At 70.3% G+C, this 18,414-nt stretch carries 20 protein-coding genes; 12 read left to right on the forward strand and 8 right to left on the reverse strand.

What is annotated here, in order from left to right; translation table 11 throughout:
• Positions 1-20: 20 nt before the first annotated feature.
• The 4 genes from KBC94_RS00915 to gstA (KBC94_RS00930) are packed head-to-tail and all read right to left on the reverse strand — an operon-like array spanning position 21 to position 3,362.
• Positions 21-1,007, reverse strand: coding sequence for a tripartite tricarboxylate transporter substrate binding protein (locus KBC94_RS00915; RefSeq protein ID WP_294365323.1), 987 nt, complete (start codon positions 1,005-1,007; stop codon positions 21-23).
• 36 nt (positions 1,008-1,043) lie between these two features.
• Positions 1,044-2,018 (reverse strand): tripartite tricarboxylate transporter substrate binding protein, encoded by a 975-nt coding sequence (locus tag KBC94_RS00920; RefSeq protein WP_294365325.1) that lies wholly within the window; start codon positions 2,016-2,018, stop codon positions 1,044-1,046.
• A 31-nt stretch (positions 2,019-2,049) separates the two neighbouring features.
• On the reverse strand, positions 2,050-2,706 hold the full coding sequence (gstA, locus tag KBC94_RS00925; RefSeq protein ID WP_294365326.1) for a glutathione transferase GstA: 657 nt from the start codon (positions 2,704-2,706) through the stop codon (positions 2,050-2,052).
• A gap of 29 nt (positions 2,707-2,735) precedes the next feature.
• Positions 2,736-3,362 (reverse strand): glutathione transferase GstA, encoded by a 627-nt coding sequence (gstA, locus tag KBC94_RS00930; protein WP_294365328.1) that lies wholly within the window; start codon positions 3,360-3,362, stop codon positions 2,736-2,738.
• 504 nt (positions 3,363-3,866) lie between these two features.
• Here gstA (KBC94_RS00930) and KBC94_RS00935 point away from each other — a divergent pair.
• The 11 genes from KBC94_RS00935 to KBC94_RS00985 all read left to right on the forward strand — a co-directional run bounded on the left by KBC94_RS00935 (position 3,867) and on the right by KBC94_RS00985 (position 14,928).
• Complete coding sequence (locus tag KBC94_RS00935) at positions 3,867-4,853, forward strand: tripartite tricarboxylate transporter substrate binding protein (protein WP_294365331.1); 987 nt, start codon at positions 3,867-3,869, stop codon at positions 4,851-4,853.
• Between the two features lie 41 nt (positions 4,854-4,894).
• Complete coding sequence (locus tag KBC94_RS00940; RefSeq protein WP_294365334.1) at positions 4,895-6,457, forward strand: acetolactate synthase large subunit; 1,563 nt, start codon at positions 4,895-4,897, stop codon at positions 6,455-6,457.
• A 42-nt stretch (positions 6,458-6,499) separates the two neighbouring features.
• Positions 6,500-7,294 (forward strand): SDR family oxidoreductase, encoded by a 795-nt coding sequence (locus tag KBC94_RS00945; RefSeq protein ID WP_017757015.1) that lies wholly within the window; start codon positions 6,500-6,502, stop codon positions 7,292-7,294.
• 29 nt (positions 7,295-7,323) lie between these two features.
• Positions 7,324-8,361 (forward strand): glycosyl hydrolase, encoded by a 1,038-nt coding sequence (locus KBC94_RS00950; protein WP_294365341.1) that lies wholly within the window; start codon positions 7,324-7,326, stop codon positions 8,359-8,361.
• A 16-nt stretch (positions 8,362-8,377) separates the two neighbouring features.
• A complete protein-coding gene (locus tag KBC94_RS00955; protein WP_294365343.1) occupies positions 8,378-8,869 on the forward strand; it encodes a VOC family protein in 492 nt (163 codons plus the stop codon).
• A gap of 41 nt (positions 8,870-8,910) precedes the next feature.
• Positions 8,911-9,513 carry an amino acid synthesis family protein gene (locus KBC94_RS00960; protein WP_294365346.1) on the forward strand — a complete coding sequence of 201 codons (603 nt, stop codon included), beginning with the start codon at positions 8,911-8,913 and terminating at the stop codon, positions 9,511-9,513.
• A gap of 20 nt (positions 9,514-9,533) precedes the next feature.
• Positions 9,534-10,406, forward strand: a complete 873-nt coding sequence (locus tag KBC94_RS00965; protein ID WP_294365348.1) for an alpha/beta hydrolase — start codon at positions 9,534-9,536, stop codon at positions 10,404-10,406.
• Entirely contained in the window at positions 10,403-10,699 is a 297-nt protein-coding gene (locus tag KBC94_RS00970) for an NIPSNAP family protein (protein ID WP_294365349.1), read from the forward strand. Before KBC94_RS00965 ends, KBC94_RS00970 begins: the two co-directional genes overlap by 4 nt.
• Positions 10,700-10,730: 31 nt before the next feature.
• Positions 10,731-12,440 carry a bifunctional 3-(3-hydroxy-phenyl)propionate/3-hydroxycinnamic acid hydroxylase gene (locus KBC94_RS00975; protein WP_294365351.1) on the forward strand — a complete coding sequence of 570 codons (1,710 nt, stop codon included), beginning with the start codon at positions 10,731-10,733 and terminating at the stop codon, positions 12,438-12,440.
• 124 nt (positions 12,441-12,564) lie between these two features.
• The gene (locus tag KBC94_RS00980; protein WP_294365354.1) at positions 12,565-13,992 is read left to right on the forward strand and encodes an NAD-dependent succinate-semialdehyde dehydrogenase; all 1,428 of its coding nucleotides are present in this window, start codon (positions 12,565-12,567) and stop codon (positions 13,990-13,992) included.
• Positions 13,993-14,187: 195 nt separating this feature from the next.
• The gene (locus KBC94_RS00985) at positions 14,188-14,928 is read left to right on the forward strand and encodes an IclR family transcriptional regulator C-terminal domain-containing protein (RefSeq protein ID WP_043118971.1); all 741 of its coding nucleotides are present in this window, start codon (positions 14,188-14,190) and stop codon (positions 14,926-14,928) included.
• 194 nt (positions 14,929-15,122) lie between these two features.
• Here KBC94_RS00985 and KBC94_RS00990 read toward each other — a convergent pair whose 3' ends face one another.
• Positions 15,123-15,359: a helix-turn-helix transcriptional regulator gene (locus KBC94_RS00990; RefSeq protein ID WP_294365362.1), complete on the reverse strand. Its 237-nt coding sequence runs from the start codon at positions 15,357-15,359 to the stop codon at positions 15,123-15,125.
• Positions 15,360-15,368: 9 nt separating this feature from the next.
• Positions 15,369-15,935 (reverse strand): hypothetical protein, encoded by a 567-nt coding sequence (locus KBC94_RS00995; RefSeq protein WP_294365365.1) that lies wholly within the window; start codon positions 15,933-15,935, stop codon positions 15,369-15,371.
• Positions 15,936-16,030: 95 nt separating this feature from the next.
• Between KBC94_RS00995 and KBC94_RS01000 the strand changes: the two genes are divergently transcribed.
• Positions 16,031-17,218 (forward strand): aspartyl protease family protein, encoded by a 1,188-nt coding sequence (locus KBC94_RS01000; protein ID WP_294365368.1) that lies wholly within the window; start codon positions 16,031-16,033, stop codon positions 17,216-17,218.
• A gap of 46 nt (positions 17,219-17,264) precedes the next feature.
• Here the strand turns inward: KBC94_RS01000 and arsH are convergent, their stop codons facing one another.
• Both arsH and arsC read right to left on the reverse strand, forming a co-directional pair.
• Positions 17,265-17,987, reverse strand: coding sequence for an arsenical resistance protein ArsH (gene arsH, locus KBC94_RS01005; protein WP_294365371.1), 723 nt, complete (start codon positions 17,985-17,987; stop codon positions 17,265-17,267).
• Positions 17,980-18,402 (reverse strand): arsenate reductase (glutaredoxin), encoded by a 423-nt coding sequence (gene arsC, locus KBC94_RS01010; protein WP_294365375.1) that lies wholly within the window; start codon positions 18,400-18,402, stop codon positions 17,980-17,982. Before arsC ends, arsH begins: the two co-directional genes overlap by 8 nt.
• Positions 18,403-18,414 lie beyond the last annotated feature (12 nt).

The raw sequence follows: 18,414 nt of genomic DNA on the forward strand, positions 1-18,414 counted from the left end.
GGGGCGGTAAGGGTTGGGCGTCAGTCGACGCGGATTTGCCGCGCCTTGACGATGCGTGCATAGGTGGCGCGGCCGTCGGCGATGCGGGCTGCCATCTCCTCGGGCGTGCTGTAGACGGTGGTGAAGCCCAGGTTGCCGAAGGCCTTGGCCACGGGCTCCGAGGCCAGGGCGGTGCGCATGGCCTCGTTGAGGCGGGCCACGATCTCCGGCGGCGTGCCGGCGGGCGCCAGCAGGCCGAAGAAGCCCTGGATGGTCATCTCGGGCAGGCCGGCCTCGGCGGCGGTGGGAATGTCGGGGAAGGCCGGGTCGCGCCGTTCGCCGGTCATGAACAGCGGAACCAGCTGGCCGGCGCGGAGCGCGCCGATCAGCGGTGAGGTCACTTCGTCCATCAACTGGGCCTCACCACGGATCACGGCATCCTTGGCCATCACGGCGCCCTTGTAGGGCACGTGCACCACGGGCGCGCCCGTGGCGGCCAGGAAGATCTCGCCCAGCAGGTGGTTGCTGGAGCCCATGCCCGCGGACGCGAAGTTGAGCTGGCCCGGCTGGCGCTTGGCCAGCGCGACGAATTCCTGCACCGTGCGCACGCCCAGCGTGGGGCTGATGACGAAGACGAAGGACTGGGTCGCGCCCAGGCTCACGGGCACCAGCGTTGCCACATGGCCCTGGTCGGGATACAGCACGGGCGCGGCCGTCAGGCTGCTGCCGCTGCCCCACAGCAGGGTGTAGCCGTCGGGCCGCGCGAGCGCCGCGGCCTTGGTGCCGATGCGCCCGCCCGCACCCGTGCGGTTCTCGACCACGACCGGCTGCTTGAGCTCCCCCGCCAGTGCTTGCGCTACGGCGCGGGCCGAGATGTCGGTGGAGCCGCCCGGCTCGAAGGAGACGATGAGCGTGATGGGGCGCGAGGGCCAGGTATCGGCCCCTGCAGCCGTGCTCGCGAAGAGGCTGGCGGCTGCCAGTGCGAGGAGCAAGCCGGCGCGGCGGCGGGTGGCATCGAGAAGGGGCATGGCGGGTTCCGGTCGGCATCGCAATCGGTGCAGGTCTCAGTCCAGCGACACGTTGGCCTGGCGGGCCACGCGGCGCCATTTCTCCAGCTCCGCCTGCAGCTTGGTGCGGAATTGCGCGCCTTCGGCCGCCGTGACGACCACGCCACGGGCACCGAGCCTTGCCTCCATGTCGGGCGTGCGGATGACCTTGTCCAGCGCCGTGGCCAGCGTCTTGACGATGGCGGGCGGTGTGCCCGCGGGGGCGAACACGCCCATCCAGCCCTCGGCGACCAGGCCGTCATAGCCCAGCTCCTGCAGCGTGGGCACCTCGGGCAGGCTGGGCAGGCGCTTGGGCGAGGGCGTGGCCAGGGCACGCAGCTTGCCGGCCTTGATCTGCGGCAGCACGACAGCGGTGGTGTCGAAGGTGAAGTCCACGTCCCCGGCCAGCAGCGAGGACATTGCCTGCTGGCTGCCCTGGAAGGGCACATGCGTGGCGCGCGTGCCGGTGGCGTTCAGGAACAGCTCGCCGATGAGGTGGTTGGTCGAGCCCATGCCGAAGGACGAGTAATTGAGCTTGCCGGGCTGCGCCTTGGCCCTGGCAATCAATTCCTGCACGTTCTGCACCGGCGAGCCCGCGGGCACGGCCAGCACGAAGGTCACGATGCCCACCTCGGTGACCGGCACGAAGTCCTTGAGCAGGTCGTAGGGCGCGGTCTTGCGCGTGACCGGGTTGATCAGCAGCTCGGCGCCGGTACCGAAGAACAGCGTCTGGCCATCGGGCTTGGCGCGGGCTACCGACTGCGCGCCGATGGTGCCGCCCGCGCCTGCGCGGTTGTCGATGACGATGGACTGGCCCAGCTCGGGCGCCAGCTTCTCGGCAATGAGCCGGGCCGCGCCATCGGTGCCGCCGCCGGGCGGAAAGGCCACCACCAGGTGCACGGGTGCGGAAGGGTAGGCGGCCGGCTGGGCGCAGGCCATTGCCGGCGCCAGGGCTGCGAGGCCGGTGAGCAGAAGACGTCGCGACAACGGCATGGTCGTTCCTTGCGGGGAGTGGGAAAGGCGGTCAGTGCGCCGGCGCGGCGGCGGTTGCGGCGGCTCGTTCGCGCTCGCGCACGCCTTGCGCAGCGGCCGCCGCCTCGGCGGCGCGCACGCTGGGGCGGGCACCGCAACGCGCGAGGTAGGCCTCCAGGTGGGGCCACCCGCGCGTGTCGATGTCGTGGGCGCGGGTCCACATCGCGATCGTGTAGCAGTGGGCGTCGGCGATGGTGAAGTGCTCCCCGGTCAGGAAGGAGCGGCCGGCCAGTTGCTCGTCCACCCACTGCAGCTTGGCCTGCACGATGCGCCGTGCAATGGCCTTGTAGTCGGGCGGCGTGACGGCCTTGAACAGCGGCATGAAGCCGCCCTTGTGCAGGTCGGCCGCGATGAAGCTCATCCACTCCAGCACGCGGTAGCGCGGCAGGCCCGAGGCGGGCAGCAGCGTGTTGCCCGGGCACTGGTCGGCCAGGTACTGCATCACGATGCAGCCCTCGCTCAGGTGTTGGCCGTCGGGCATCTCCAGCGTCGGCACGGTGCCCTTGGAGTTGACGCTGAAGTAGTCGCGGCCGTCCTCCAGCCGCTTGGTCTTCATGTCCACCCATTCGAGGGTGAGGGGCAGCTGCAGTTCGCGCGCGACGATGTCGACCGCGAGCGAGCAGCCGCGGACTTCGTGGTAAAGCTTCATGCGGGTTCTCCGGAAAGGGCGGATGGGGTTCAGGCACCGGCGCGGCGGGCGATCTCGACGCGTTCGGCAGCGCGCGCCGCCTGCACGCTGGGCCGCGCATCGATGCGCTGGACATAGGCATGCAGGTGCGGCCAGGCCGACAGGGCAATGGCCTGCAGCTCGGCCCACGTGACGATGGCGTAGGCATGGGCGTCCGCGGCGGTGAAGCGGCCGCCGTGCAGGTACTCGCGCGTGGCGAGCACGTCGTTCAGCCAGGTCAGACGGCGCTGCACGTTCTCGGTGGCGATGCGTCGGTATTCGGGCGGCGTGTTCGCGCGGAACAGGGGCGTGAAGCTCTTGTGCAGCTCTGAGCCGAGGAAGTTCATCCACTCCAGCACCCGGTAGCGATCCATGTCGAGGGCGCGGGGCAGCAACGCGTCGGCGCCGTGCAGGTCGCACAGGTACTGCACGATAACCGCGGCCTCGGTCAGCACCTGGCCGTCGTCCGTCGCCAGGGCGGGCACCTGGCCCTTGGGGTTGACCCGGTGCAGGTCGCTGCCGTCGGCCAGCCGCTTGGCGCGCACGTCCACCCAGGCCAGATCGAGTTCGACGCCGATTTCGCGCGCCACCACGTCCACGGCCAGTGCGCAGGTGTGGGGGGTGAGATAGAGCCTCATCGCGCCGCACTCCGGTCGCGGTCGCCGTGAGGCGGGGTGGTGCACGCATGCACCAGCTTGTTGCATAGGGTCGAATGCATGGTCATTGGATTACTGCTATGCGATAAATGTGCCATCCGCGCCAGGCGCGTCGTGCTGGTGTAACTACTCAATGCCAACCATCCGGTGGATGCCGGCCGTGCACCTGCTTCGGGAGATCGACGTCTCGCTGGCCCAGGCTGCCCACCGTGGCTGTTATCGCATGGCGGGAATATCGAAAAGACAGGGCAGGCGCGCGCATGGAACATTAGTTGCTTGCTGGGATCGCGTATGGATGAAATGGTGCATTAGGTGAAAACACCAGCGTCAAATAATAGTGCTGTGTTTTGTCTAAACGAGAAAACAGCATACTATTTGGTTGCCGACGAGGTGTCCGATGCCGCCGCCGTCCATTGCCGCCCAGGCGCGTCTCCCCCGGCGCCTGGTGCCGGCCCCGTCTTCGCAGGGGTGCCAAGGAATCGTGCAATGAGAAGGAAATTCGTTCTTCAGGCCTGCGGTGCCATCGCACTGGCGGTCGCTTCGTGGTGGATGCCGCTGCAGGCTTCGGCCCAGGGCAACTGGCCTTCGCGGCCCATCCGCATCGTGGTGCCCTACCCACCAGGCACCGGGCCCGACGTCATGGCCCGGCTGGTGGCCGACGGCCTGGGCAAGGAGCTCAAGGCGTCCATCGTGGTGGAGAACAAGGCCGGGGCCAACGGCATCATCGGCACGTCGGAGGTGGTCAAGGCGCCGGCCGACGGCTACACCTACCTGCTGGTCGACCGGCTGACCCTCACGGTCAATCCGCTGCTCTATCAGCCGCCCTACGACCCGAAGAAGGACCTGGTCTCCGTCAGCAACATCGCCGACGTGAACCTCTACCTGGTCACCAGCGCGCAGCTGCCGGCCAACGACTTCAAGTCCTTCATCGCCTACGCCAAGGCAAACCCGGGCAAGGTCAGCTTCGGGACCGGCGGCGTGGGCAGCGTCATGCACCTGAACATGGAGCTGCTGCAGTCCGGCACCGGCGTGCAGTTCCTGCATGTGCCCTACAAGGCGCTGGCCGAGGTCATCCCGGCCATGCTGGGCGGGCAGGTCGAGGCCACCTCCGGCGGCGTCGAGGCCATGCTGCCCTATGTGCAGAAGGGCAGCTTCAAGCTGCTGGCGGTGGGCGCGCCCACGCGCCAGACCATCGTGCCCAACGTGCCGACCATCATGGAGGCGGGGGGCTCGGACATGCTGCTGTCCACCTCGTATTCCTTCCACGCGAAGAGCGGCGTGCCGCCCGAGATCCTGGCGCGCATGAACGAAGCGCTGACCAAGGTGCTGTCGCAGCCCGAGCTCAAGCGCTGGGCCGGTGAGCGCGGCCTGGGTGCGGGTGCGTCGACGCCCGCGGAGCTGGATGCGCGCATCGCCGTGGACAACGACCGCATCGGCCGCCTGGTGCGCGAGCGCGGCATCAAGGTGCAGTGACGCACCGCTTTTCCAGACACGAGCAAAAGAGGACATCGGCGATGACTGAGCAGACTGGCGCCCAGGCCCTGTGGGCGGCGCTCTCCGGCGAAGGGGTGGACACCTGCTTCGCCAACCCCGGCACGACGGAGCTGGACCTGGTGCGCGCCCTGGAGGGCCAGGACGCGATCCGCTGCGTGATCGGTCTGCAGGAGAACGTCTGCACCGGCGCGGCCGACGGCTATGGGCGCATGACGGGGCGGCCGGCCGCCACGCTGCTGCACCTGGGGCCCGGCTTCGCCAACGGCATCGCCAATCTGCACAACGCGCGGCGCGCCCGCACGCCCATCGTCAACCTCATCGGCGACCACACCAGCTGGCACCTGCCCTTCGATGCGCCGCTCACCTCGGACATCGAATCGCTGGCGCGGCCGGTGTCGGGCTGGGTGCATCGCATTGGCAGCACGGCCGATGCGCCGCGGGCGGCGGCGCAGGCGGTGCACCAGTCGCTGGCCGGGGGCGGGCAGGGCGCCACGCTGATCTTTCCGGCGGACTACCAGGCCGAGGCGCTACCGGGTGCGCCTGTGGCGCCCGCGGCAGTCGCGCTGCCTGCCGCGGCCGACGCGCCTGCGCTCGATCTGGCGGCCTGCGCACAGCGCCTGCGTTCGGCGCGCCGCGTCGTCATCCTGCTGGGCGGTGGCGGCGAACGCGGCGGCCTGGGCGTGCGCGCCCAGCGGGCGGCCGCGCGCCTGTGTGCGGCGCTGGGCGCCACCGCGTATGCCGAGACCTTCCCGGCCCGTGCGGAGCGCGGCCAGGGCCTGCCGGCCTTCGACCGGCTGCCCTACTTTCCCGAGCCGGCGCGCGCGGTGCTCGATCCCGCCGACCTCGTGCTGCTGGCCGGCGCGCTGCCGCCGGTCACCTACTTCGGCTACACCGGCCATCCCAGCCTGATGGTGGAGGCCGAGCGGCTGCTCGCCCTGGGCGAGCCGGGGCATCCGGTGGCCGAGGCGCTGGAGCAGCTGGCCGACGCGCTCGATGCGCCGGCCTTCGAAGCGCCCGTGCATCCGCTGCCCGCCGCACCCGCCGGCCCGCTCACGCCCGCCGCCATCGGTGCCGTGCTCACGCGCGCCCTGCCCGAGGGGGCCATCGTGTCGGTCGAAGGCGGCACCTGCGGCTATCCCTTCTATGCCGCCTCGGCCGCGGCGCCGCTGCACACGGCGCTGACCAACACCGGTGGCGCCATCGGCCAGGGCCTGCCCGTGGCCGTGGGCGCGGCCATCGCCTGTCCGGGCCGCCAGGTGGTGGGCCTGCTGTCGGACGGCAGCACGCAGTACACGATCCAGGCGCTGTGGACCATGGCGCACGAGCAGCTCGATGTGGTGGTGCTCATCGCCGCCAACCACCAGTACGCCATCCTGCGCAATGAACTGCGCCGCGGCGGCGCGGCCCTGGGCAAGCGGGCCGAGGCGCTGACGGCGCTCGACTCGCCGCGCATCGACTGGGTGGGGCTGGCCCAGTCCTACGGCGTGCCCGCCACACGCGCCGCCACCGCCGAAGAACTCGCGGCCCAGCTGCAGGACGCCTTCGGGCGCCGCGGCCCGGCGCTCATCGAAATGGCCCTCTGACGTCCTGCGACGGGCCGCAACGCATCCAAGGAGCAATCGAACATGGACCTCAGACTCAAGGGCAAGGTGGCCGTCGTGACCGGCGGCAGCCTGGGCATCGGCCGCGCGGTGGCCGAGGCCTTCGCGGCCGAAGGCGTGCGCGTGGCCATCGTGGCCCGCAGCCAGGGCGCGCTGGAACAGGCCGCGCGCGAGATCACCGAAAAGACCGGCACCGAAGTGCTGGCCGCCCCCGCCGACGTGAGCGACACGGCGCAGGTGCAGGCGGCCGTCGACAAGGTGGCGGCGCACTTCGGCCGCATCGACATCCTCGTCAACGGCGCGGCCCATCCGGGCGGCCTGGTGCGCAGCGAGATCGAGAACGCCGACCCCGAAGGCCTGCTGCAGGACATCGACATCAAGGTGGTGGGCTACATGCGCTTTGCCAAGGCCTGTGCGGCGCACATGCGCAAGGGCGGCTGGGGCCGCATCGTCAACATCGGCGGGCTCACCGGTCGCGGCAGCAAGCAGCTGTCGGGCATGCGCAATGTGGCCGTGGCGCACATGACCAAGACGCTGTCCGACCAGCTCGGCCCCTCGGGCATCACCGTCAACGTGATCCATCCCGGCGTGGTGGAGACGCCGCACATCCACGAGCTTTATGCCAAGGAGGCCAAGCTGCAAGGCCTGACGCCCGCGCAGGTGGAGGCCAACTACGCCAAGGCCACGCCGATCCGCCGCGTGCTTCAGGTGGACGAGATCGCCGACGTGGTGCTCTTCCTCTCGTCCGACCGGGCGGCGGCCATCACCGGCGAATCCATCGCGGTCGATGGCGGCATCACCCGCGGCATCTTCCTCTGAGACACGCAACCATCCAAGGAGCGAGCGACATGAACGGAACCATTCTGGTGGGCACGGCGGGGCAGGGCATCCTGCGCAGTGTGGACGACGGCGCGACCTGGCACCGCCTGGGCCTGAAGGAGGCCATCGAGTTCGACGGCACGGTGCGGGCACTGGCGGTGGACCCCGCCGACCCCAGCCGGGTGCTGGCAGGTGCGGACGTGGGCATCTGCCTGTCCACGGACGGCGGCGCCCACTTCCAGCGCATGACCTCGCCCGCGGACGGCCAGACGGTCTGGGCGCTGGCATTCAGCCCCACGGACCCCCGCTTGGTGCTGGCCGGCACCGGCGCGCCCTCGCGGGCCTGCATGTTCCGCTCGCGCGACGGCGGCCTGAGCTGGGAGCAGCTGAACGTGGAGCTGCCCGAGTTCTGCGCCGGCGTGCACCGCCCGCGCATCCTGACCATCGCCTTCCATCCACAGAAGGCCGGCGAGGCCTGGTTCGGCGTGGAGGAGGGCGGAGCCTGGCGCACCCGCGACGCCGGCGACAGCTGGGAGCGCATCGACACGCCCGGCCGCGGCATCAACAACTCCGATATCCATGCCATCGCGGTGCTGCCGGCCACGGCCGACGCACCGGCCAAGCACATCGTCGTCACCGTCAATTCGGTGTGCGAGAGCACGGACGATGCCGAGAGCTTCCGCTGCCACCCGTCGAAGGACCGTTTCGACGGCCTCTACTACACGCGCACGGTACAGCCGCTGGACGCCGAAGGCAGGCAACTGCTGCTGGCGATCGGAGACGGCACGCCGGGCTCGCGCACGCGCATCTACCGCTCGGAGGACCGCGGCCAGACCTGGGCGCAGACCCTGCTGAACACGGCGCCCAACTCCACCGTCTGGGCCTTCGGCACGCATGCCAGCGACCGCGGCCTGCTCTTCGCCGGCACCAAGTACGGTCATTTGCTGCGCTCCACCAACGGTGGGCGCACCTGGTTCAAGGAATGGCGCGACTTCAGCGAGATCACCTCGGTGGCCTGGACGCCCTTCGTGGCACCCGTGCACGCCCATCCGCAGTCCATCAACTGATCCGCAAAGGTTTGCCATGAACACCCTCGCTCCCGCAGCTGCCGCCGAGCCCGTTCGCCCCCGCATCCGCCGCACCCATCTGGCGTTGTTCGTGAAGGACCCCTTCGCTTCGGCGCCCTGGTACGAGGAGGTGCTGGGCATGCAGGTCACGGCGCGCGGCGCGCGCTGGGTGTTCCTCTCCTTCGGCCAGAAGCACCACGACATCGCGCTGATCCAGGTCGACGAACCCGAGGCGGCCAGCCGGGGCAGCGTGAACATGCAGCACTACGGCCTGGAGATCGAGGGCGGCCTGGACGACCTGCGCCGCCTCTACGGCATGCTGCTGCGCAAGAACGTGGAGGTGGTCAAGACCACCGACCACAAGGTGGGCTACGGCCTCTACTTCCACGACCCGGACGGCCATCGCTTCGAGTTCTTCCTGGAGACGGTCCACGACGACGAGGAAGGCCGCCGGCTGCTGGGCGAGTACAACGCGCCCAGCGATTCCTTCGACCTGCAGCCGCTGTGAGCCGCAGGCCGCGAACCTTCACTGATCCATCGACACGCACCATGAGCAACCCCGACCTCAGCGCCTTCCACATTCGCAAGTGGTACCTCCAGATCGAGGACACCCTGGCCGGCGAGACCGGCGCCCCCGCCGACGGCGAGCCGCTGCGCAAGATCGTCATCGCCGCCTGCCTGCGCAACCCCTTCGCGGGCCGCTATGTGCAGGACCTGTCCGAATGGATCGGCCCATCGCCCGAACTCGGCAAGGAGTTCGGGCGACGCATCCGCGAGGCCGCCGCCGGCCAGCGCATCGAGAGCTACGGCAAGGCCTGCCTCGTCGGCATCGATGGCGAGTACGAGCACGGCAATGCGCTGCTGACCAACCCCGCGGCCAACCCGGTGCGCGAAGGCGTGGGCGGCGGCAAGTCCTGGGTGCCGTCCACCGGCAAGCGCGGCGGTCCGGGGACGATCATCGACATCCCGCTCGCGCACAAGGACGCGCTGTACGTGCGCTCGCACTACGACACCGTCTCCACCATGTTCGGCGACGGCCCCAACCGCGACGAGGTGGTGCTGATCTGGGCCTTTGCCACCCGCGGCCGGCTCAATGCCCGCCTGGGCGGCCTGAAGGCCTCGGAGGTCAAGGGCGAGGACGGCCTGGTCTGAGCGCGGCGGGAGAGCCATCGATGCAACGCCGCGACCACCGCCTGAGCCTGAACGGCCTGGGCTTCCATGTCACCGAATGGGGCGAGCCCGATGCCTGGCCGGTGCTGATGCTGCACGGCATCCGTGGCTATGCCGAGACCTTCGCCGGCGTGGCCGCCGCGCTGCAGCCGGGCGTTCGCGTCATCGCCTTCGACCAGCGCGGCCGCGGCGAGACCGACTGGGACCCGAAGCACGACTACTACACCGATGCCTACGTGGCCGATGTCGAGGCGCTGGTGGCGCAACTGGGCCTGCAGCGCTTCGACCTGCTGGGCCATTCCATGGGCGGCATCAATGCGATCGTCTATGCAGCGCGGCACCCGCAGCGGCTGCGCCGCCTGGTCATCGAGGACGCCGGCCCCGGCGCCTTCGAGGCCAGCGATGGCGCCACCCGCATCCGCAAGGAACTGGCGACCACGCCCACCACCTTCGCAAACTGGGACGAGGCCGCGGGCTTCATGCGCGCACTGCGCCCCACCGTGACCGAAGAGGCGCGCCAGCAGCGGCTGCGGAACATGCTCAAGCCGCTGGCGGGCGGCGGCTTCACCTGGCGCTACGACCACGCCGGCATCGTCGCCACGCGGCTGAACCCCGACCCGGCCCGCAAGGTGGATCTGGCCATGCATGTGGAGCAGCTGCGCTGCGAGACGCTGGTGGTGCGCGGCGGCCGATCCGACTATCTGCAGCCGGCCATGGTCGCGCACATGCAGGCGCTCAATCCGCGCATCGCCGCCGTCGAGATTCCCGACGCCGGCCACTACATCCACGACGACCAGCCGGCGCTGTTCGCCGAGGCCGTCACTGCCTTCCTGAAGCGGCCCGACGGCGCCGCCAGCGATCCGATCCGACCATGATCCACGAACTGCGAACCTACACCCTGGTGCCCGGCGGCGTGCGCGACTACCTGCGCATCTACAACGAGACCGGCCGCGAGCTGCAGACCCGCACCCTCGGCCGCCTGGTCGCACTGATGACGCCCGAGAGCGGCGATGTGAACCAGCTGGTCTTCCACTGGGCCTTCGACAGCCTGGACGAGCGCAGCCGCCGCCGTGCAACGCTGATGGCCGACCCGGCCTTTGCCGAATTCCGCAAGCAGGTGCGCCACCTGCTCGTGCGGCAGGAAAGCCGGCTGCTGTCTGCGGCCTGAGGCCAACCGTTCCCGATCCAGGAGTCCCCCCATGAGCTCGCCCGTGGAAGAAGAAGTCCCCGTCCTCATCATCGGTGCCGGCCCGGTCGGCGTGACGCTGGCCAACCTGCTGGGTACCTACGGGGTGCGGACGCTGGTGGCCGAACGCAGCCCCGCGGTGCTGGACTTCCCGCGTGCCGTGGGCCTGGACGACGAAGCCCTGCGCACTTTCCAGGCCACCGGCCTGGCCGACGAGATGCTGCGGGACATGATCCAGAACGTGCCGATGCGCATGTACACGGCGCGCAAGCAGTGCTTCGCCGAGATCCTGCCCAGCACGCGCGAATTCGGCTGGTTCCGGCGCAACCTGTTCTCGCAGCCGCTGGGCGAGAAGACGCTGCGGCGCGGGCTGGCGCGCTTTGCCGACGTGCAGCTGCGGCTGGGCCTGGAGCTGGTCGCGCTGGCGCAGGACGAGGACGGCGTCACCGCCACCCTGCGCGACGAAGCCGGGGCCGAGCAGCAGGTGCGCGCCGCCTACGTGGTGGCCTGCGACGGCGGCCGCAGCACCGTGCGAGAGATGCTCAAACTGCCCTACGAGGGCCGCACCCATCCGGCCAAGTGGGTGGTGATCGAATGCGACCAGGACCCGCTGGACGCGCCCTACACCGCGCTGCACTGCGAGCCCGAACGTCCCTATGTCTGCCTGCGCCTGCCCTACGGCCTGCGCCGCTGGGAGTTCATGCTCTTCCCCGGCGAGGACGGCGAACAGATGCTCGCGCCAGACAAGGTGCGCGAACTGCTGGGCCGCCATGTGGCCGATCCGGCCGCGCTCAACGTGATCCGCGCCCGGGTCTACACCCACAACTCGCGCGTGGCGGCCCGTTTCGTGAGCGGGCGCATCTGCCTGGCCGGCGACGCTGCGCACATCACGCCGCCGTGGATCGGCCAGGGCCTCAACGCGGGCCTGCGCGATGCCTTCAACCTGGGCTGGAAGCTGGCCTGGATCCTCCAGGGCCGGCTGCGGCCCGAACTTCTGGCCAGCTACCACGACGAGCGCCATGCCCATGCCAAGGCCATGATCGACCTGGCCGACACCTTCGGTGCCGTGCTCTCGCAGCGCAATGCCTTGCTGGCCTGGGTGCGCGACCGCTTCTTCATGGCCATCCGTGGCATTCCCGCGGTGCGCGACTACGTGCTGCAGATGAAGTTCAAGCCCATGCCGCGCTTCGTGCGCGGCGTGGTGCGCAACAGCGGCGTTGCGGCGCGCGATGCGCTGGTGGGGCGCATGTTCATCCAGCCCAACGTGGAGCGCCGCCGCGGTGGCGCCGAGAAGCTGGACGACGTGGTCGGCGCGCGCTTCGCGCTCATCAGCTGGCGCTGCGATGCGCTGGCCGATGCGCCGCCTTCGCTGCGTGAGCAGCTGGCGCGCCTGGGTTGCGACCACTACCTGGCGGTGCGCTCGCGCAGCGCCGGCAACGAAGCGGGCTCCCCCATGCCGCTGCAGCCCTCGGGCACCGTGATCGAGGACCTGGAGAACGGCCTGCACCTGTGGTTCCAGGGCAAGGACGTGGACTGGGTGCTGATCCGGCCCGACCGGTTCATCGCGGCCGTCGGTCGCCGCGACGACGCGGCGGCGGAACTGGGCGCCTTCTGCGACACGGTGCTTGCGCCGATCGACGCGGCGCGTGCCGCGCAGGTGATGGCGCCCGCAGGGAGGGCGGCCGAGCCTGCCCCTGCCCAGACCGACGCGATCGCCGCCTGACGACGTGCTCCCCTCTCCCGCGAGGGCAGAGGCCGTCATCCCCCGACCCCGCGCGGCCCCGCCGCCAGGCGTCGGCCTGCGCCGCGGACCCTGCCGCCGCCTTCCGCCCGCTCGACCTAAGTCCATGTACCCCGAACTCTCCCTCTACATCGCCGGCCGCTTCATCGGGGCCGAAGGCCGCCGCACGCAGGCCGTGCAGGACCCCGCCACGCTTCAGACGCTGGGGCAGCTGCCCTGGGCCGAGGCCGAAGATGTGGCGTCCGCGGTCGATGCCGCCCACGCCGCCTTCGGCCAGTGGCGCCGCGTGTCGCCCGTCGAGCGGTCGGACCTGCTGCGACGCGTCGCCGCGCTGGCGCGCGAGCGCGCCGCGGTCATCGGCCACGCCATGACGCTGGACAACGGCAAGCCGCTGGCCGACGCGGTGGCCGAGGTGCTCAATGCCGCCGAGCATGTGGAGTGGCATGCGGAGGAGGGCCGGCGCATCTACGGCCGCGTGGTGCCGGCGCGCCAACCGGGCGTGCGCCAGCTGGTGGTGCGCGAGCCCGTCGGCGTGTGTGCCGCCTTCAGTCCCTGGAACTTCCCCTTCGGCCAGGCCATGAAGAAGGCCGCTGCCGCCATCGCCGCCGGCTGCCCCATCGTGCTCAAGGGGCCGGAGGAATCGCCCAGCGCCCTGGTGGCCATGGCGCAGCTCTTCCACGACGCAGGCCTGCCGGCAGGGGTCTTCAACCTGCTGTGGGGCGTGCCGGCGGACATCTCGCGCCAGCTGATCGAAGCGCCATCGGTGCGCGTCGTCTCCTTCACCGGCTCGGTGCCCGTGGGTCGGCAACTGGCGGCGCTGGCCGGGCAGCACATGAAGCGCATGACCATGGAGCTGGGCGGCCACGCGCCGGTGCTGGTCTTCGACGATGCCGACGTGGACGCCGCCGTCGCGCTGCTGGCGCGGCTGAAGACGCGCAATGCCGGCCAGGTCTGCGTCTCGCCGAGCCGCTTCTACGTGCAGTCGGGCATCCACGACCGCTTCGCCGCCGCCTTCGCCGAGGCGCTGGCTGCCGTGAAGGTGGGACATGGCCTGGAGTCCGGCGTGCAGATGGGGCCGTTGATCCATGGACGGCGCTTCCAGGCGGTGCAGGCGCTGGTCGAAGACGCCCGCGCGGCCGGCGCCGAGCTGCTGACCGGCGGCGGCGGCCTGGGCGCGCAGGGCCACTTTCACGCGCCCACGCTGCTGGTGCAGGTGCCGCCCGGCGCGCGCGTGATGCACGAGGAGCCCTTCGGCCCCGTCGCCGCGATGGCGCGCTTCGACACCGTGGAAGAGGCCCTGCAGCAGGCCAATGCCTTGCCCTTTGGCCTGGCCAGCTATGTGTTCACCCGGTCGCTGCAGACCGCCACCTGCGTGGGCGACGGTCTGGAGGCCGGCATGGTCAACATCAACCATTCGGGCATGGCCCATCCCGAGCTGCCCTTCGGCGGCATCAAGGGCAGCGGCTTCGGCAGCGAAGGCGGCACCGAGTCCTTCGACCCCTTCCTGAGCACCAAGCTGATTACGCAGGCGTGAAGCGACCCCAGGCCGCCCACAGCCGCCTGCGAGAGGCCCGGCACGCAGGCCGCATTCCTCGCGTCGGGGTGCGGGCCGTCCCGCCGCGCAGGGCCGGGTGCGGCCCGGAGCGGCGAGGTGCGTGGCGGAGAATGCGGGCCTGCCGCGCCCCCGCGGCTTCCTCCCGCTTTGCCACGCCGACCGCGCTTCCTGACGATGAACAGCCTCCGACGCATGCTCGATGTCCTCGACCTCTTCCGGCCCGACCAGCCGGTCATCGACGTCGAGATCATCTGCCAGCAGCTCGGCTACACCCCGGCCAGCGCCTACCGCTACCTGCGCGAATTGGGCGATGCCGGCCTGCTGGTACGGCTGCCGCGCGGCTATGCGCTGGGGCCGCGCATCATCGCGCTGGAGCACCAGATGACCGACTACGACCCGGTGCTGGTGCGTAGCCGTGATCTGGTCGAGAAGCTGGTGGCCGAGACCGGCCTGGACGCCATGATCAGCGAGTGGTACGGCGATGCGGTGGTCAACGTGCTGATCCGGCGTGGCCCCGACCCGGGCCCGGCGGGCGGTGGCCGCGGACGGCCCATCGACCTGTTCCATAGTGCGACCTCGCGCGTGGTGCTGGCCTACCTGCTGCCGCGGCAGATCCGCCGCATCTTCGATGCCCATGCCAGCACGCCCGAGGCGCAGGCCCAGGGCCTGGAATGGAAGGCGTTCTCCAAGGGCCTGCTCGCCATCCGCAAGCAGGGCTACTGCATCAGCGAGAGCGAACTGCATGCGGGTCGCACCGGCGTGGCGGCGCCCATCTTCGATGAGAAGCAGCGCGTGCTGGGCAGCATGACGCTGGTGGGCCGCAACGAGCGCTTCCGGGCCTTCCAGGAAAGCTACCTCTGCAACCTGGTGACCACGGCCGCCGCCGAACTCACGGCGCGCATTGCGCAGCAGTAGGGCGGGTGCCGGCCGGGGCATTGCAGTGCCCGGCGAGGACCACGAACGTCAGCCCACAGACTCGTCCGAGATCTGTTCGGATGGCTTGTTCGTGGCGTCGAAGGGGACTGCGCCAATCGGATGGCTGCCCGTCATACGCCGCGTGAATTCAACCGCAGCCTCCCGCGCGTCGCTGCCACGCGTGGCGAAGCCCGCTATGCCTCATCCTCGTCTGCCGGTGCCGCCGCGTCCCCGGTGTAGGTCAAGACGTCGCCGGGCTGGCATTGCAGGTAGGCACAGATCCGCTCCAGGGTGTCGAAGCGGATGCCTTTGACATGGCCGCGCCGCAGCAACGACAGGTTGGCCTCCGTGATGCCGACGAATGCGGCGAGGTCCTTGGCGCGCACGTTGCGCTGCGCCAGGATGACGCCCAGGGTCACATGGATCGGCATGGCGGTGGGTCAGATGATCTGGGCGTGGTCGTCGGCGATGCGTGTGGCCTCGTCGAGCAGTGCCGCGAGTTGCCAGGTCACGGCCGCGAAAAGCAGAAGGATGACCTCGCGCGAATCCAGCCCCAGGCCCAGCCGGAGCGGTCCGCCGAGCGCCCCCGACAACACCAGGCCGATCACTGTGGGGCAGAGCAGGCCCAACACCGCGGCGACCAGCGTGCATGCCGCAAAGCACCGCAGCCGGACCACGAGCGTCCGGGAAAGCGGCGGGTCGGCCGCCATGCGCAGCAGGCCGAGTCCGGCCCAGAGCAGGGCGGCCCCCATCATCAGCGCGGGCGCCATCGCCAGGAGGGCCACACCGGCCCAGACAGGCCAGGGCAGCGCGGGCACGGCCGATGCAAGGTCCGGCGCTGTGGGCACCGCGCGGGTGAGCCACTGCGCGGCTGGTAGTTGCCAAAGTGCACACGCGGTCAGCAGCGGCAGCAGCAGGCCCGCCAGCAACACGGCCCACCCTACCAGGGGGGCGTGGCGGGCCGCTCGCAGACTGGCAGCAACTGGAAAAGGCGGGGTGGCGGGCATGCGTGCTCCTTGCCTTGGCGCTTGACACGCCGAAAGTGACTCGGATAATTTCTGTAAAACAGAAAGTTATATCTGCTGTGCAGCAAGTATCACCCATGCGCCGAGCCTTTCTTGGCCGAGTATTCAGCCTGTCCGCCGTTTCGTGCCTTGGCGCCTGCGAAGCGAGCCGTGAACTCGGCCGTACGCCTGCACAGGCCATCCAGGAGATGCCGCTTGCGATCGAGGATCCCTATCCCATCGTCACCGCACGGCTGCAGGCGCGTGAGGCCTCGCTGGTGCTGGACACCGGGGCCGATGCCACCGTGCTGGACCTTCGGTTCGCGCGCGCGTTGGGACTGCCGTTGTCTCGGGAAGTGGTGTCAGGTTCGGGCGGTAGCGGCCCCTCCGGCGAGATCCGCCGCACCGTGGTGCCGCGCTTTGCCGTCGGGGATGCACTGCGGCGCGACCAGCCGGTGTATGTCACGGCATTCCCGCGCGAGTTTCCTTGGGACGGCGTGCTGGGTGCCGACTTCCTGCGGACCTATGCCATTCGCGTCGACTACCCGCGCGGCCGCCTCGGTCTGGTCCCGGCGACATCGCGGGACGGCGTGCGGCAACTGCTCGGCCCTGAGCCCTGGTTGCCGCTGCGGCGCCATGCCTCGGGAAAGCTGCTGGTCGAGGCGGACTTGGACGGGGTCATCGGCTGGTTCTCGATCGACACGGGAGCAGGCCAGGCGGTCACCCTGTTCGCGCCTGCCGTGGAGCGCCTCGGGCTGCGCACACGCTGGGGCCGTGGCGTGCGCCTCGCAACCGGCGTGACGACGGGCGGCGTCGACCATGCCGATTGCGTGCGCGCGCAAGCGCTGCACTTGGGCGCCTACCGGCTGCAGCGCCCCGTGGTCGAGCTGTCGCTGGCGCGCGGCGGCCTGTTTGGCAGCGACGCCTGGCTGGGCAACATCGGCGGCGAGTTGCTGCGCCGCTTCAACCTGGCGCTGGACGCCTCCGGTGGACATCTCGCGCTGCAGCCCAATGCGGCCTTGGACGAAGCCTTCCCGGGTCCGCGCGCCGGTTTCATCTGGCGCGACACGGATCGGGGTCTCGAGGTCGCCGAGGTGCTGGCCGACGGGCCAGCTGCGCTGGCGGGCCTGCAGGAGGGCGACCTCCTGCGCGCGGTGGACGGCCTGCCTCTGGGTCCAGGGCAAGGATGGACTCTGCGCAAGGCCCTGCGCGCGCGTCCTGGGACGGCCGTCCACCTGATGACCGCCGCGGGACCGCGGGCGCTCGTGCTCAGGGAACTGGTCTGAGACGTCGGCTCGTGCTCCGGCCGGCCTGCTTCTCTCTCGACAGCGCTCAGAGCCTCGCCTGACCGACACGCTGGCTCAGGGCCTGCGCGCTCTCCTTGCGCTCGCTGTAGCGATCCACCAGGTAGGGCGCCACGTCGCGCGTGAGCAGCGTGAACTTCATCAGCTCTTCCATCACGTCGACGATGCGGTCGTGGTAGGCCGATGGCGTCATGCGCCCGGCTTCGTCGAACTCCTGGTAGGCCTTGGCGACCGAGGACTGGTTGGGGATGGTCAGCATGCGCATCCACCGGCCCAGCACGCGCATCTGGTTCACCGCATTGAAGGACTGCGAGCCGCCCGAGATCTGCATCACGGCCAGCGTCTTGCCCTGCGTCGGGCGCACGGCGCCGACCGAGAGCGGGATCCAGTCGATCTGTGTCTTCATCAGACCGGTCATGGCGCCGTGGCGCTCGGGCGAACACCACACCATGCCCTCGGCCCACTGGGTGAGCGCGTGCAGCTCCTGCACTTTCGGATGGTCCGCCGGCGCGTCGTCCACCAGCGGCAGGCCGGACGGATTGAACATCCGTGTCTCGCCGCCGAGCGCGCGCAGGATGCGGGCGGCCTCTTCGGCGGCCAAGCGGCTGTAGGAGCGCGCACGCAGCGAGCCATACAGCAGCAGGAAGCGTGGCGCATGGGTGCTGCGCTCGGTCGGCATGAGGCGCCGGATGTCGGGCAGTTCGAAAAGCGCGCCGTCGACCTGCGGCAGATCGTGGATGGCCTCAGACACGGCGGCCCTCCGCGTCGACGACCGGCTGGCCGTCCTCCTTGTCGAAGGCGCCGCGCTGCGGCTGGGGCAGCAGGTCCAGCACCGTCTCCGACGGGCGGCAAAGGCGGGTGCCGAGCGGCGTGACCACGATGGGGCGGTTGATGAGGATGGGGTACTGGCCCATGAAGTCGATCAGCTGCTCGTCGCTCCATGTCGGCGCGTCGAGGCCGAGCTCGACGTAGGGCGTGCCTTTCTCGCGCAGCAGCGCGCGCACCGGCATGCCCATGGCCGCGATCAGGCCGACCAGGGTCTGCCGGTCGGGTGGCGTCTTCAGGTACTCGATGACCAGCGGCTCCTCGCCGCTGTTGCGGATCAGGGCCAGCACGTTGCGCGAGGTGCCGCAGTCGGGGTTGTGATAAATCGTGATGTCGCTCATGGGGCAGGGGAC

The sequence above is a fragment of the Pseudacidovorax sp. genome, assembly GCF_017991995.1.
Classification (GTDB): domain Bacteria; phylum Pseudomonadota; class Gammaproteobacteria; order Burkholderiales; family Burkholderiaceae_C; genus Xenophilus.

Bases quoted from the DNA above. Each gene is read 5' to 3' on its own strand.
- KBC94_RS00915 (WP_294365323.1), bottom strand. From the start codon at position 1,007: ATGCCCCTTCTCGATGCCACCCGCCGCCGCGCCGGCTTGCTCCTCGCA.
- KBC94_RS00920 (WP_294365325.1), bottom strand. From the start codon at position 2,018: ATGCCGTTGTCGCGACGTCTTCTGCTCACCGGCCTCGCAGCCCTGGCG.
- gstA (WP_294365326.1), bottom strand. From the start codon at position 2,706: ATGAAGCTTTACCACGAAGTCCGCGGCTGCTCGCTCGCGGTCGACATC.
- gstA (WP_294365328.1), bottom strand. From the start codon at position 3,362: ATGAGGCTCTATCTCACCCCCCACACCTGCGCACTGGCCGTGGACGTG.
- KBC94_RS00935 (WP_294365331.1), top strand. From the start codon at position 3,867: ATGAGAAGGAAATTCGTTCTTCAGGCCTGCGGTGCCATCGCACTGGCG.
- KBC94_RS00940 (WP_294365334.1), top strand. From the start codon at position 4,895: ATGACTGAGCAGACTGGCGCCCAGGCCCTGTGGGCGGCGCTCTCCGGC.
- KBC94_RS00945 (WP_017757015.1), top strand. From the start codon at position 6,500: ATGGACCTCAGACTCAAGGGCAAGGTGGCCGTCGTGACCGGCGGCAGC.
- KBC94_RS00950 (WP_294365341.1), top strand. From the start codon at position 7,324: ATGAACGGAACCATTCTGGTGGGCACGGCGGGGCAGGGCATCCTGCGC.
- KBC94_RS00955 (WP_294365343.1), top strand. From the start codon at position 8,378: ATGAACACCCTCGCTCCCGCAGCTGCCGCCGAGCCCGTTCGCCCCCGC.
- KBC94_RS00960 (WP_294365346.1), top strand. From the start codon at position 8,911: ATGAGCAACCCCGACCTCAGCGCCTTCCACATTCGCAAGTGGTACCTC.
- KBC94_RS00965 (WP_294365348.1), top strand. From the start codon at position 9,534: ATGCAACGCCGCGACCACCGCCTGAGCCTGAACGGCCTGGGCTTCCAT.
- KBC94_RS00970 (WP_294365349.1), top strand. From the start codon at position 10,403: ATGATCCACGAACTGCGAACCTACACCCTGGTGCCCGGCGGCGTGCGC.
- KBC94_RS00975 (WP_294365351.1), top strand. From the start codon at position 10,731: ATGAGCTCGCCCGTGGAAGAAGAAGTCCCCGTCCTCATCATCGGTGCC.
- KBC94_RS00980 (WP_294365354.1), top strand. From the start codon at position 12,565: ATGTACCCCGAACTCTCCCTCTACATCGCCGGCCGCTTCATCGGGGCC.
- KBC94_RS00985 (WP_043118971.1), top strand. From the start codon at position 14,188: ATGAACAGCCTCCGACGCATGCTCGATGTCCTCGACCTCTTCCGGCCC.
- KBC94_RS00990 (WP_294365362.1), bottom strand. From the start codon at position 15,359: ATGCCGATCCATGTGACCCTGGGCGTCATCCTGGCGCAGCGCAACGTG.
- KBC94_RS00995 (WP_294365365.1), bottom strand. From the start codon at position 15,935: ATGCCCGCCACCCCGCCTTTTCCAGTTGCTGCCAGTCTGCGAGCGGCC.
- KBC94_RS01000 (WP_294365368.1), top strand. From the start codon at position 16,031: ATGCGCCGAGCCTTTCTTGGCCGAGTATTCAGCCTGTCCGCCGTTTCG.
- arsC (WP_294365375.1), bottom strand. From the start codon at position 18,402: ATGAGCGACATCACGATTTATCACAACCCCGACTGCGGCACCTCGCGC.